Below are 14,731 nucleotides of genomic sequence, written 5' to 3'. Positions count from 1 at the left end.
ATAAAAATAAATGTTTTAAATTTAACTTATATTAAAGTAAAGAGTGATGTGTAAGTTTAAAAATTATAAAACTAAATTATGGTATATAAATAAAGTTTAAATTCATGTAAATAAAAATATCATCAAGTATGGAGGGATTTTAATGTATTGGAAAAGAGCATTAAGCTTATTAACATTAGGGTTAGTTATTTGTGGATTAACAATAGGTTGTTCAACAAAAGAAGAGCCTGAAAAAGAAGAAAAGAAGACTATTACAGTAGCTACAGGAGCAAAGTATTATCCATTTAATTTTAGAGAAGATGGGAAAATGCAAGGTTTTGAAATTGATATATGGAATGAAATTGGGAAAAGATTAGATTCTGAAATTAAGTATGAAGTAAACAATGGGGATACAGGTGGATTACTTGGTATGGTAGATAGTGGAAAAGCAGATACAGCAGCTCAACAAATAAGTATAACACCAGAAAGGGAAGAAGTATATGATTTCACAGTACCATATGCTTATAATCCTTTAATGATAACTATTAGACCAGAAGATAAAGATAAGATAAAAAGTCTTGAAGATTTAAAAGGTAAGAAAGTTGAGGTTGGTGCAAACTCATCTGAAAGAGCTATAATGGAAGAAAAAAATAAAGACAATTCAATGGAATTAGTATTTAATGATGGAGCAGATTCATATGAAGGCCTTGAACTTGGAAGATCTGATGCAAGAATAATTTCTGTTTCAGCTACAGCAGCTAGAAATAAAAAAGCTGGCTCAAACTTTATAGCTGTTGGAGAACCTATCTATGAAGAGATAAATGCATATCCATTTAAAAAAGATGAAAAATCAAAAGAATTAAAAGCTAAAGTTGACGAAGCAATAACAGCTATGAGAAAAGATGGAACTCTTACTGAAATTTCTAAAAAATGGTTTGGGGAAGATATAACAATTGAGAGATAGGTGACTTTTATGAGTTTAGATATATCATTCATGTTTAAAATTTTACCAGAAATATTTATAGCATCTAAAGAAACAATAATAATTGCTTTAATATCTCTAGCACTATCTCTAGCGATAGCAATTGTAATGGCATTGATAAGCTATAATGAGGTTAAAGTATTAAATCAAATTGTCAAAGTGTATACATCAATTTTTAGAGGCACACCATTGCTAGTTCAATTGTATGCATTATATTTTGGATTGCCAAGAGCTATTCCAGCACTTGTAGAAATGTCTCCATTTACTGCAATAATAATTGCTTTGTCAGTAAATATGTCAGCATATATGTCAGAGACTATAAGAGGAGCTATTTCCTCTGTTGATAGGGGACAATATGAAGCAGGGGCTTCTATAGGACTTACAAATGTACAAATATTTAGAAGAATAGTTATGCCACAGGCTATAAGAGTAGCTATACCTGCATTGTCTAATCACTTTGTAGATTTAATTAAGGGTTCATCACTAGCTTTTACTATAGGGGTAATAGAAATAATGGCAACAGCAAATTATAATGGCGGTAGTAAATATAAATATCTAGAAGCTTTCTTAGTAGCAGGATTTGTGTATTGGTTCATATTATTTGTATTTGGATTTATTCAAAAGAAAATAGAAGAAAAACTAAATGCTGCATACTAACAATAATATTACCATAATAAAATAAAAGCTATTTAAATATAATAAAATATGTTTAAATAGCTTTTATTATTTAATTATAAATAAAATTGAAAATATAGTGTTTAATTGTAGAAAACATAAATTATTTCTTCAAAAAAATAATCTGAAAATTTGTAACCAAATTGTAATAAAATGGTAGTTATTTAGCATAAAATGATGTATCATAGAGTTAGATTATAAAATTTATAAGATAGGATTTTTGCACGAAAACTGCTGACTTTTGGTATTTAAGGTGAGTAGTTAAATTATGTTTAGGAGGGGTAGATTTTGTTACAAAAAGTATTATGGAAATTTTCAAAGCTGGTTTTAGGTCTATTTATATGTTCAATTGGTATAGTATTGACGATAAATTGTAACCTAGGTTTATCTCCTTGGGATGTGTTTCATCAAGGTCTTTCAAATCATGTAGGAATAACTATAGGGACTGCCTCTATAATTGTAGGCTCTATAGTAGTTATAGCTGATGTTATTCTAGGCGAAAATGTAGGATGGGGAACTGTATTCAATATGTTATTAATTGGCTTTTTTATGGACTTACTTCTATATACTAACTTAATTCCAAAGACGGATAGTGTATTAATAGGAATAATTATGTTAATTTTAGGTTTGGGGCTTGTAGCTCTTGGAATGGTATTTTACATGGGAAGTGGTCTAGGAAGTGGACCCAGAGATGGTTTGATGGTTGCTCTTCAAAAGAAAACAGGAAAATCACTTAACTTAATAAGAGGAACTATAGAAGTTGGTGCATTAATAGTTGGATTTTTCTTAGGTGGAAAAGTTGGCATAGGAACTATAATAAGTGCATTTGGTCTAGGATATCTTACACAAATATTATTCAATTTGTTTAAATTAGATTGTAGTAAAATCAAACATAGATTTATAATAGATGATATAAAATTTATAAAATTGTATGTGAGCGGAGATAAAAAACCTGCTACTCAAAATATGGCTAAATAGCTCTATAAAGAATTAATTAGAAGTATATAGTAATTATAAATAAAAATTTTCTTGTAAATATATAAAATTTCAAATATTAAAAGATATGGATTGCTAAAAAACTATAAAATATAGATTTTTAGCAATTTTTTATTTACTTAACATATTCTAAGACTTTAAAAGCTTTTATATATGTTATATGAATTGATTTATTTATAATTAGAGATACTAAACTTTATATATATTAATATAAACACATTCAAATTGTGTATTTTTAAAGCCTTTAAAATACTTGTATTTATTCTAACTAAAAAAATAAAAAAATTAGCAAAAAAGTCTTGTATTATATCTAAATTTTATATATAATTACCTATGTTGTTTACAAATTTTAAACTCAATGTTTAGTAAACAAAATGTTTAGTAAAATAAAACAAAAATTAGGAGGTGCAACATGGATATAGGTGAAAAGATAAAAAGATTAAGAACAGAAAAACAACTGACCCAGGAAGAGTTAGCTAATAGATGTGAATTGTCAAAAGGATTTATTTCTCAACTAGAAAATAACTTAACATCACCATCCATAGCTACCCTTATAGATATACTTGAGATATTAGGTACAAATTTAAGGGAATTTTTTAATGAAATAGATGACGAAAGAATTAGTTTTACAAAAGAAGACATGTTTGAAACTGAAGATGAAGATTTAAAATATAAATTAAAGTGGTTAATTCCAAATTCACAAAAAAATGAAATGGAGCCAATAATAATAACATTGTATCCAGGTGGACAATATAAAGAAGAAAAGCCACATGAAGGTGAAGAATTTGGATATGTATTAGCAGGTTCAATATATGTTCATATAGGCGAAAAGAAAAATAAGGTAAAAAAAGGAGAAAGCTTTTACTTTAGACCAAGAGCAAATCACTATATATCAAACGAAGGTAAAACGACAGCAAAAGTGATTTGGGTAAGTACGCCACCATCATTTTAGAATAGAGGTGTTTAATAAGTGGTAGAAAATATAATAGAATTAAGAGATATATCTAAGCATTATGAGGAACTTACTGTTTTAGATAATTTCAATTTAGATATAAAGAAAAATGAGTTTTTAACTTTACTTGGACCAAGTGGATGTGGAAAAACTACTACATTAAAAATAATAGCAGGTTTTGAGTATGCTGATGATGGTAAAGTTTTATTTGAAAGTAAAGAGATAAATAATTTGCCACCATATGAAAGACAAGTAAATACAGTGTTTCAAAAATATGCTTTATTTCCACATATGGATGTATATGAAAATGTAGCTTTTGGACTAAAAATTAAAAAGACTCCAAAAGATGTAATAGATGCTAAAGTGAAAGAGGTTTTAAAACTTGTTGCACTAGAAGGCTTTGAAAGACGACAAGTTGACTCATTAAGTGGAGGACAACAACAGAGGATTGCAATAGCAAGAGCTTTAGTTAATGAACCAAAAGTATTGTTACTAGACGAGCCACTTGGAGCATTAGATTTAAAATTAAGACAAGAAATGCAAATAGAATTAAAAAGAATTCAAAAAAAATTAGGAATAACATTTGTGTTTGTAACTCATGACCAAGAAGAGGCTCTTACTATGTCAGATACTATTGTTGTAATGTATAAAGGTAAAATACAACAAATGGGAACACCTCAAGATATATACAATGAACCTAAAAATTCATTTGTAGCAAAGTTTATAGGTGAAAGTAATATATTTGATGGAATTATGATGGAAGATTATAAAGTAAATTTCTGTAATAGAGAGTTTGAGTGCGTAGATAAAGGATTTGAAAAAAATGAAAATATAGAAGTAGTAATAAGACCAGAAGATATAAAAATGGTAAAGCCAGAAGAAGGAATGTTAAAGGGGAAAGTTACATCTACAGTATTTAAAGGAGTGCACTATGAAATAGAATTAAATGAAAATGGAAGATTGTGGATACTTCATAATACTAAAAATGCTGAAGTTGGAGTAGAACTAGGCATGGACATATATCCAGAAGACATCCATATAATGAGAAAAGAGAGTAACTAATATGAAGAAGAAATCTTTTTTAGCATATCCATATGTAGTTTGGAGTGCGATATTTGTAATAATTCCTTTAATACTAGTAGTATTTTTCAGTTTTACAAAAGACTCAAGTACAGGTTATGCATTTACACTTGAGAATTATAAAGAAGTAATAGACCCTATATATATTAAAGTATTTGCTCGTTCTATTCTTTTAGCAGGAGTAGCTACATTGATATGTCTTGTAGTTGGTTATCCAGTGGCATATATAATTTCAAAAGCTCATGTAAGTAGAAGAGGTTCATTAATACTGTTGTTTATTCTTCCTATGTGGATGAATTTTCTTTTAAGAACATATGCATGGGTAGCTATATTAGGAAAAAATGGACTTTTAAATACATTTTTAGGATGGTTTGGAATACAGCCATTAGCAATTTTGTATACTAATGTTGCTATACTTTTAGGTATGGTATATAACTTTTTACCATTTATGGTTCTTCCAATATATACAGCACTTTCAAAGATGGATAATGATTTAATAAATGCTGCTCATGATTTAGGTGCAAATAACATGACAGTATTTAGAAAAATTATATTTCCTTTGAGTTTGCCTGGAGTAATGTCTGGAATAACTATGGTATTTATGCCAGCAGTTACTACTTTTGCAATATCAAGACTGCTAGGTGGAGGTAAAATAATGTTAGTTGGAGATTTAATTGAACAACAATTCACAGTTGTTGGAGATTGGAACTTTGGCTCAGCTATATCGATATTTATGATGATAGTAATATTAATATCCATGTCGATAATGTCAAAATTTGGAGATGAATCTGACAAAGAAGGTGGTGGGTTACTATTTTAAAATTAAAGAAAATAACTTCTAATATATATTTAGCATTAGTATTCTTATTTTTGTATGCACCCATATTTGCATTGGTACTATTTTCTTTTAATGATTCAAAATCAATGGCAAGATGGAATGGATTTACGTGGAAATGGTATGGTCAATTACTTCAAAATGAAAGTATAATGAGTGCTTTATATTACACTGTTGTTATAGCTATATTAGCATCTGTAATATCAACAATAGTAGGAACTATAAGTGCTATAGGGATACATAAGATGAGAGGGAAGAGTAAAAAATTAATACTGAATGTAAACTACCTTCCTATTTTAAATACAGAAATAGTTACAGCAGTAGCCCTTATGAGTCTATTTGTATTTGTAAAAATGGAATTTGGTTTTACAACAATGTTATTAGCACATATAATGTTTTGTTTGCCATATGTTATACTTTCAGTTTTACCAAAAATGAAGCAATTACCTGATAATATAGAAGATGCAGCTATGGACTTAGGAGCAACACCTATGTATGCTCTTAGAAAAGTAATTTTACCACAAATAAAACCAGGTATAGTTTCTGGATTTTTGATTGCATTTACTATGTCAATAGATGACTTTATAATAAGTTTCTTTAATGCTGGAAATGGTGTAAGTAATCTTTCTATAGAAATCTATGGAATGGCTCGAAGAGGTATAAAGCCTGAAATAAATGCATTATCAACGATAATGTTTGCGGTGGTTTTAGGATTACTTCTATTGGCTAATAAAAAAGAATCTATAGTAAGGGGGACTAAATAATGATTAAGTTTAAGAAAATAATATCCCTTATAACTGTAGGTATGATTACAGCAACTTTATTTACAGGATGTAATAAATCAACAGATTCTACAAAGGTTCTAAATGTATATAATGTTGGTGATTATATAGATGAATCTCTTATAGATAAGTTTGAAAAAGAAACAGGAATAGAAGTTCAGTATTCAACTTATGATACTAATGAAATGATGTATCAAAAGGTTAAGAGTGGTAGCACTCATTATGATTTAGTTTTTCCATCAGATTATATGGTGGAAAAAATGAAAAATGAAGGTCTTTTGGAAAAAATAGATTTTAAAAACATACCTAATATGAAGTATTTAGATAAGAGTTTTTTAAATCCTGTATATGATGAAACTAATGAATATAGTGTTGCATATATGTGGGGTACTCTTGGAATCTTATATAATAAAAAAGAAGTTAAAGAGCCTATAGATAGTTGGAATATACTTTGGAATCCAAAATATAAAGGAAACATGATGATGTTTGACTCTGTTAGAGATACTATAGGGATAACCCTTAAAAAATTAGGATACAGTATGAATAGTGTAAATCCAAAAGAAATAAATGAAGCAAAAAATCTTTTAATAAAGCAAAAGGATTTGGTCTTAGCATATGTAAACGACGAAGGAAAAGATAGATTATTAGGTGGAGAAGTTGCAATGGGGATGTTGTATTCTGGAGATGCAGTTACATTGATGGATCAAAATCCTGACCTTGATTATGCTATACCTAAAGAAGGTACAAACAAGTGGGTGGATGCTATGTGTGTACCTACAACAGCACAAAATAAAAAAGAAGCTGAGTTATTTATAAACTTCTTGCTAGACCCAGAAAATGCAAAAGTAAATGCTGAGTATATTGGATATTCAACACCTAATACAGGAGCACTAAAGTTATTGGACCCAGAAATAACTAGCAATCCTGTTGCATATCCATCTAAGGATGTACTTGCTAAATGTGAAACTTTTGAAGATATTGGTGAAAACATCAAGTTATACGATAAGGCTTGGATAGAGTTAAAATCAAAATAGAGTATTATTTATTTAATAATATTTACTTAATAAAACTGTTCTTATTTAGAAATTATTTTCTAATTATTGAACAGTTTTATTTTTTTGCTTATACATAAATATGTGTATGTTATAGATATATATAATTTATTTACTATAAATACATACATGATAATTATTTTAAAGATAAGCAAATAGATAGCATTAATCTTAAATATTTGCTTGTTTTTTTATTATTTATATATATATAATTTAATTTATTTTTATTAAGTTAAAAAATTATTTACATATTGATTTTAATAATAATTAGAAAAAATGGGCAACTTAATAAAATAATTGGAGGTGTAAATTTATAAAAAATGAATGGGACAAATAAAAAGATAGATTTATTAATGTTAAGTTTGTTTGTTTTTATATTTTTAATTGTTGGGATAGTAATACTATCTATCAGAACAGAAAATAAACTGAATGTATTTATAATGTTATCAGTTATTTTTTTTATAATAATGTTAACTTATTTATCAAACTCAGTAGTTGGTTTAATAACAAGTTCAATAACTATATTTATATATACATCCTATATTTTATATAACAATATTACTCACAATATAGATGTTGAGTTTATATCATATATATGGATAATAGCAATACCAATATCTTCAATTATAATGGGGAACATAAATAAAAACATAAATGAATTACAACTTACAAATATAAAATTAACTGAACAATATAAGGAACTAGTAACTATAGATAATGAAACTGGGCTTAGAAACTTAAAAATTTTTTATAATGATGTAAATATGGAAATAAGTAAGTCAGTCAGATATACTACTACTTTTTCTCTTATGATAGTAAAATTACCATATTATGAAAACCTACAGACTATATTTGGTGAAAGTAAAACTAACAAAATAGTAAAATATATTAGTTCAAATATTGTGGAATGTACAAGAAATGAAGATATAATATACAGTTTACAAAAAGATATGATAGGAATACTGATGCCAAACACAGCATTAGAAGGCTCAAAAGTTGTTAGAGATAGAATAAAGAAGAGGATAAAAGAGTTAAACTTAGATTTAAATAATAAAGGAAGATATGTAAATATAGATGTGAAAATTGCAATTTTAGAGTATAAAGATACTTTTGGAGACAGTATAAATTTTAAGAATATGGTTGAAGAGGAATTGCAGTATGATGTTTAAAACTTACAATAAAAATTTATCTAAAGTGTTAATTGTGCTTTTAATAGTATTGATAATGTCAAATTTTAATATATGCTCATATGCGGTAGAGACTTATTCTAATACAAATAAGGTATTGGTTATTTATGATTCTAAGAAAGAAACATCTTACAATCGAGATATCTTGAAAATTGTGAGGACTCTATTAGGTAGATTTAGCTCAAATATAGAGTTATTAAAATTAAGCAACTATGATAATGAGATAAATGAAACTTATTATAGTCATATATTTATTATAGGAATAAATGAAAATTCATATAGTAATGATGAAAAAACTAACACCTTAATTAATTCATTAGATTCCTATAAAGGAGTCATCTGCTGGTTAGGGCATGGTATAGAAAATCTGTTGGAATATAAGAAATATAACTTAGAATATGTAAAAAAAACAAATAATATAAACAGTGTAACCTATAAAGGTAAAGAGTATAACTTGGAGGAACACTATTTATTTAATATTGTAAAATCAACAGATAAAAACAATAAAATTATAGGAACTATTAGTGATACAGTAAATGAATATCCGTATATTGTAAATGATAAAAATCTTTTCTATGTGTCAAAGTTGGATTTAGATGGTGTTTTATTTTATATATTTTGTGATTCACTAAATGATGTGTTTAATGTTAAAACTTTCAATAAAGGTCGTATATTCGTAAGAATAGAAGATGTACATGCATTTAGAGAACCAAAAGAATTAATAAAAATAGCTGATTATTTAAGCAATAAGAATATACCATTTACAATTGCTTTGATACCAGCTTATGTAAATCCTAAAAATCATAAGATAACGACTTTATCAGAAAGCCCTGAGATTGTTAAAGCAGTAAAATATATGCAAGATAAGGGTGGTACAGTGATATTACATGGATACACACATAAATATAAAAATGAAGAAGTTTCTGGAGAAGGATATGAATTTTGGGATGGGGAAAAAGATGAGCCATTAAAAGAAAATATGACAATTTTTGTGAAAGATAGGGTTTTAAAAGGGCTTAGAATATGTATAGAAAATGGAATTTATCCTCTTGCATTTGAAGCTCCTCATTATGCAATAGAATCTGAAGGATATAAAGAATTAAAAAAATATTTTTCTACTTATGTAGGGCAACATCAAAATAATGATAAAAAATTTAGCACAAATACGTATCCATATGTAATTAGGGATACAGAAGAATTTAACATATTCATTCCTGAAAATTTGGGATATATAGACCCAGAAGATAAACTTACTTTTCAAAACATAAAAGAAAATTTAGATACACTATCTATTGTCAGAGGTTTTAGTGGTGGTTTTTTCTTTCATTCGTATTTAGATATAAAATATTTGAAAGATACAATAGAATACCTAGAAAAACAAAATATAGAGTTTTTGGATTTAAGAGATTTTGATAATTGGGTAAAGGTTGATGAGATACAAATAAGAAATAATGGTAATGAAATTAAAGTCAACTATGATAGAAATTTAGAAAAAAATAAAGAAGATGAAACTAGGTTTAAATCTATATCTAAAATCAGCAAAATTTTAATATCAATAGTATCTATAAGTGTTTTAGTTTTTGTAATTATATTTATATATTTTAAAAAAATAGATAAAAAGAAATTTTTAAAATAAAAAAGTTTAGATGAAGTGCTAATATTTAAAAAGATTTTAGGTGAATTTTATGAGAGGATTAAATGTATCAGAGTATCTATTTATATTTAGTTTATTTAGTATATGGTCTTTACTACTTATAAATATAGTTTTAGCTATGGGGGGATATCTATTTTATTTTAAGAACTTTGATAAAAAAATAAAAAAAATTGATAGATATCCAGTGGTATCAATACTTGTTCCTGCTCATAATGAAGCAAAGGTGATAGGTAGGACTGTGGAATCTTTATTACTACTTAATTATCCTAAAGATAAAATGGAACTTATTGTGATAAATGACAACTCTTCTGATAATAGTAGAGAAATTTTAGAAAGCATAAAGAGTAAATACAAAAACTATAATTTTACTATTATAAATACAGATAGCATGACTGGAGGTAAGGGAAAATCAAATGCATTAAATATTGGATATAAAATTTCAAAAGGAGAGTTTATAGCAGTATATGATGCAGATAATACCCCAGATAGAGATGCACTTAGGTATTTAATACAAACAATAGTTCTAGATGATGAATTAGGTGCTGTTATTGGAAAGTTTAGAACTAGAAATAAAAGTAAAAATCTATTGACGAAATTTATAAATATTGAAACCTTAAGCTTTCAATGGATGTCTCAAGCTGGTAGATGGCAATTATTTAATTTATGTACAATACCAGGAACTAACTTTATATTGAGAAAAAGTATTATAGAAGAAATTGGGGGATGGGATAGCAAAGCAATTGCAGAAGATACAGAAATTAGCTTTAGAATATATAAGTTAGGATATAAAATAAAGCTTGTGCCACAGTCGATAACATGGGAACAAGAACCAGAAACTATTAAAGTTTGGATAAAGCAAAGGACCAGATGGGCAAAAGGGAATATATACGTTTTAATGAAATATATAAAAAATATATTTAAACAAGGTAAAAATAAAATTGTATTTGATATAGCCTACTTTTTTTCTGTATATTTTCTATTTTTAACATCTGTTATTATCTCAGATATTTTATTTGTTTTAAGTGTATTTAAATTAATAGAGATTTCTATTCCAATCAACTTTATTATAATATGGATACTATCATACATTTTATTTATCATAGAAGTGAGTATAAGCTTAACTATAGAAAAAGGTGAGGCTACAATTGAGAATATATTTATAGTAGCACTTATGTATTTTACATATTCTCAACTATGGCTATTTGTTGCTATAAAAGGAATGGTAGAGTATTTAAAAGATATAATTTTCAAAAGAGAAGTTAAATGGTATAAAACGGAAAGATTTTAATTCATGTACAGGAGGTATTAACATGAAAAAATTTGTTGTATTAATTGTATCTTTAGTATTGTTTTTTTCAAATATCGCATTTGTAGATGAAGTAAAAGCTGATGAAACCAAAGTCAAAAATTATAAGTTTGAAAGAGATGTAACTATTGATGGAGTTATAGGTAGCAATAGTACTTTTTTTGAAGTAAACAAAAATTGGGATGTTGAGGAAGTATTATTTAATCTTAATTTTAGTAAGAGTCAAATATTAAATGGAGATGTTTCAAGTTTAACTATCTTAATAAATAATGTACCAATAAAATCGATTAAACTAAATGCCAAAAAAGATTATAAAGATACATTAAAAGTATCAATACCTAAAGATTATATAATACAAGGATATAATGAAATAAAAGTAAAAGCATATAAAACAATATCTGACAAAATATGTCAGGATGATTCTAACACTGGGAACTGGATGGTTATTCATAAGGAATCTTATACATCAATTAGATATAAGCAGAAAAAATTGGGCAATTCAATAAATGAGTATCCATATCCATATATAGAAATTGAAGAAAATTTTAAATTAGATACAACTTTAGTAGTTCCAGATAATATGAGTAGAGGTGAATCTACAGCTGTGTTTAATTTAGCATCAGAATTTGGAAAAATAACACAGAACGATAAGTTACAGTTTGACGTTAAATTATATTCAGAAATGAAGAACTGGTCAGATGATAACATTATATACATTGGTAAACCTGAAAATACAGCAGAAGAAATTTTGAATATTCTAAGTGCAAAGGAACAAACTTTATTATCTTCAAATTGTATAATTAAGCAGATAAATTCTCCGTATAACAATAATAAGAAGATGCTGGTGGTAATAGGTAGTAATGAAGAAGATTTAATAAAAGCATCTAAAGTATTGATAGACAATAGACTTTCTAATCAAATTCTATCATCATCAATACTTGTAAATAAAGATACTAATATAAAGATTGATGGTGAACAAGAATTAAATTTAGGACATATGACTTTAGAAGAATTAGGATATGCAGATATTTTATTGGAAGGTGCATTTAGTCAACAAGCTTTATTTGATGTTAGAATACCAAAAGGTAGAAAGTTAAATAATGGTTCAAAGATTGTTTTAAATTTAAGATATTCTGATAATTTGGATTTTGACAAGTCATTAGTTACAGTATATATAAATGATGTTGTTGTAGGAAGTAAAAAATTAGATAGAGCATATTCAGACAATGACAAGCTAGAATTAAAAATACCTAAAGATATAGATAATAAAAACTACTATCAAGTTAAGTTGGTGTTTAATTTAAATATAAAAAATTTAAATTGTGTTACAAGAGAAAGTAATAATCCTTGGGCATACGTGTCAAATAGTTCTTACTTGGAATTATCGACAAAAGAAAATCAGTCACTGAATTTTGAAAGTTATCCATATCCATTTGTTAAGAATGATAAGTTTAATGATTTAACTGTAATAATGCCAGATTATTCTGGGTCTCAAGCAATGACATGGATGTCCAGACTAGGTGTTAATTTAGGTGCAAATATTAGTTCGCATGAAGGAAATATAAATGTAATTAGAGGAAAAGAGTTTATCAATAAATATAAAGATACGAATATTATAGTTTTTGGAGTACCACTTAACAACTCTGTTATAAAGATGATAAATAGCAACTTAAATGTAAAGTTCAATAAAAACTATTCTAACTTTTTATCAAATGATAAGATAAGCTTTATTGACGATTATGGTAAAAACATTTCATCAATACAATTGATAAAATCATCTTACAATAATCAAAGAAATATTATGGTAATCAGCTCAATAGATGAAAAAAATTTATATTTAGGAATGGATTATTTATTAAATAAAAGTCAAGGCAATGATTTAAAAGGAGATACACTAACAATTGATGAATATGGAGAAGTAAAAGATTTAAATTACAATACAAAAATAAATAAAGAAATAAAAGATTCAAGTAGAGAATTGAATATAAGTAAAACAGCTAAAGTTTTTTTTGTTGTTTCTTTTATTGTTATAACTGTAGCTATAATTCTATCAATATTATTTATCAAGAAATATAAAAGAAGATAATACAGTAAACTTATTATTTTAAAATGAGGTATATGATTTGAATAAAAATATAAACAAATTTAAATTTAAGAAAAATATTTTAATCTTAGGAATTATTTTAACTTTTGTATTTATAATTTATTTTGTAAATATTGAATTAAAAAATAGAAGTTTAGTAGATAGCCAGTATGAGGGCAAGATTAAATCAGCCAATTTATCTATAGATTATGAAATAAATCAAGTTATGAAGGATATAGATAAGCTAGGATTGAATACAATAAATGTACCTATAGTTATAACTGTAGATGATATTAATTCTGATATCATGTCAATAGATACTAATAGCAAAAAAAAGGCAATCAAACTAATAAAAAAATTAAACAAGCAGGGTATTTCCACAATATTGGAAGCATATCCATGGATAAAAAATGGAGAGTTGTATGAGACAGATTGGAATCCTATGAATAAAAAAAGATTTTTTTATAACTGGCAAAATACTGTATTAAATGAACTTATAGAAGATGTAGCAAATCCATTGGATGTAAAGGTTTTAAATGTAGGCTCTAATTTTGTATACCTAGAAGAATATCAACAAAATTGGGGTGAAATAATAGATTTTGTACAATCAAAATTTGATGGTCTTGTAACATATAGAACTAATTGGTGGTATACAAGAAAAGGTGATTTAAATAGTAAATTATCTTATGAACAAAAACTAAATAATAATTTTTTTGATAAGTTAGACTTTATATCCATAGCAGCGTATTTTGAGTTAAGTGATAAATCTGTCAATACAGTTGATGAATTGGTTTCTGCTTTACATTCATCTACTGTGAATAATAGAGGACAAAATATAAAAGAAGAACTATATAATCTTTATAAGGTTCATCGTAAACCGATATTTTTTGGAGAATTAGGCTTTTCAAATAGAGAAAATGCAAGTTCTCAACCATGGAATCATGTTCCTTCAGAAATTATAAATGATGAAGAACAAGCGAGATGCTTTGAAGCATATAGGAGAGTTTTTGAAAAAGAGGATTGGATAAATGGTTTTTCTGTGTTTTGTGTAGGTAAAATTGATGAAGAAAAAAACTTTTATCCATCAAAAGAGAGTATAAAGATTATTAAATCTTGGTATAAATAAATTTGTTATATAAATAGACAATTATAGTATATAAATAGTTGA

General features: G+C 26.4%; 13 protein-coding genes. All 13 read left to right on the top strand.

Translation table 11 applies throughout. The features are described from left to right. Positions 1 to 142: 142 nt before the first annotated feature. The 13 genes from JJC01_15535 (at position 143) to JJC01_15475 (ending at position 14,689) form a co-directional block, all read left to right on the top strand. Positions 143 to 943 carry a transporter substrate-binding domain-containing protein gene (locus JJC01_15535; protein UDN57570.1) on the top strand — a complete coding sequence of 267 codons (801 nt, stop codon included), beginning with the start codon at positions 143 to 145 and terminating at the stop codon, positions 941 to 943. Between the two features lie 9 nt (positions 944 to 952). Beyond that, the gene (locus JJC01_15530) at positions 953 to 1,618 is read left to right on the top strand and encodes an amino acid ABC transporter permease (GenBank protein UDN57569.1); all 666 of its coding nucleotides are present in this window, start codon (positions 953 to 955) and stop codon (positions 1,616 to 1,618) included. 306 nt (positions 1,619 to 1,924) lie between these two features. Next, the gene (locus JJC01_15525) at positions 1,925 to 2,614 is read left to right on the top strand and encodes a hypothetical protein (protein ID UDN57568.1); all 690 of its coding nucleotides are present in this window, start codon (positions 1,925 to 1,927) and stop codon (positions 2,612 to 2,614) included. Positions 2,615 to 3,044: 430 nt separating this feature from the next. Continuing rightward, positions 3,045 to 3,584 (top strand): helix-turn-helix transcriptional regulator, encoded by a 540-nt coding sequence (locus JJC01_15520; GenBank protein UDN57567.1) that lies wholly within the window; start codon positions 3,045 to 3,047, stop codon positions 3,582 to 3,584. Positions 3,585 to 3,602: 18 nt separating this feature from the next. Continuing rightward, positions 3,603 to 4,646, top strand: a complete 1,044-nt coding sequence (locus JJC01_15515; GenBank protein UDN57566.1) for an ABC transporter ATP-binding protein — start codon at positions 3,603 to 3,605, stop codon at positions 4,644 to 4,646. 1 nt (position 4,647) lies between these two features. Continuing rightward, complete coding sequence (locus JJC01_15510) at positions 4,648 to 5,484, top strand: ABC transporter permease (protein UDN57565.1); 837 nt, start codon at positions 4,648 to 4,650, stop codon at positions 5,482 to 5,484. A 104-nt stretch (positions 5,485 to 5,588) separates the two neighbouring features. Next, on the top strand, positions 5,589 to 6,263 hold the full coding sequence (locus JJC01_15505; protein UDN60192.1) for an ABC transporter permease: 675 nt from the start codon (positions 5,589 to 5,591) through the stop codon (positions 6,261 to 6,263). Continuing rightward, on the top strand, positions 6,263 to 7,315 hold the full coding sequence (locus JJC01_15500) for a spermidine/putrescine ABC transporter substrate-binding protein (protein ID UDN57564.1): 1,053 nt from the start codon (positions 6,263 to 6,265) through the stop codon (positions 7,313 to 7,315). The genes JJC01_15505 and JJC01_15500 overlap by 1 nt, the downstream gene beginning before the upstream one ends. Before the next feature lie 338 nt (positions 7,316 to 7,653). Next, positions 7,654 to 8,502: a GGDEF domain-containing protein gene (locus JJC01_15495; protein UDN57563.1), complete on the top strand. Its 849-nt coding sequence runs from the start codon at positions 7,654 to 7,656 to the stop codon at positions 8,500 to 8,502. Then, a complete protein-coding gene (locus JJC01_15490) occupies positions 8,492 to 10,156 on the top strand; it encodes a polysaccharide deacetylase family protein (protein UDN57562.1) in 1,665 nt (554 codons plus the stop codon). The genes JJC01_15495 and JJC01_15490 overlap by 11 nt, the downstream gene beginning before the upstream one ends. A 49-nt stretch (positions 10,157 to 10,205) precedes the next feature. After that, positions 10,206 to 11,462 (top strand): glycosyltransferase family 2 protein, encoded by a 1,257-nt coding sequence (locus JJC01_15485; GenBank protein UDN57561.1) that lies wholly within the window; start codon positions 10,206 to 10,208, stop codon positions 11,460 to 11,462. A 22-nt stretch (positions 11,463 to 11,484) separates the two neighbouring features. Next, positions 11,485 to 13,566, top strand: a complete 2,082-nt coding sequence (locus tag JJC01_15480) for a cellulose biosynthesis cyclic di-GMP-binding regulatory protein BcsB (GenBank protein ID UDN57560.1) — start codon at positions 11,485 to 11,487, stop codon at positions 13,564 to 13,566. 37 nt (positions 13,567 to 13,603) lie between these two features. Beyond that, entirely contained in the window at positions 13,604 to 14,689 is a 1,086-nt protein-coding gene (locus JJC01_15475) for a hydrolase (GenBank protein ID UDN57559.1), read from the top strand. The last annotated feature ends 42 nt before the right edge of the window (positions 14,690 to 14,731 follow it).

It is taken from the genome of Clostridioides sp. ES-S-0010-02 (assembly GCA_020641055.1).
Lineage (GTDB): Bacteria > Bacillota > Clostridia > Peptostreptococcales > Peptostreptococcaceae > Clostridioides.
The sequence above is the reverse complement of the archived record's forward strand: the minus strand, read 5'-3'. Positions and strand labels throughout refer to the sequence as shown.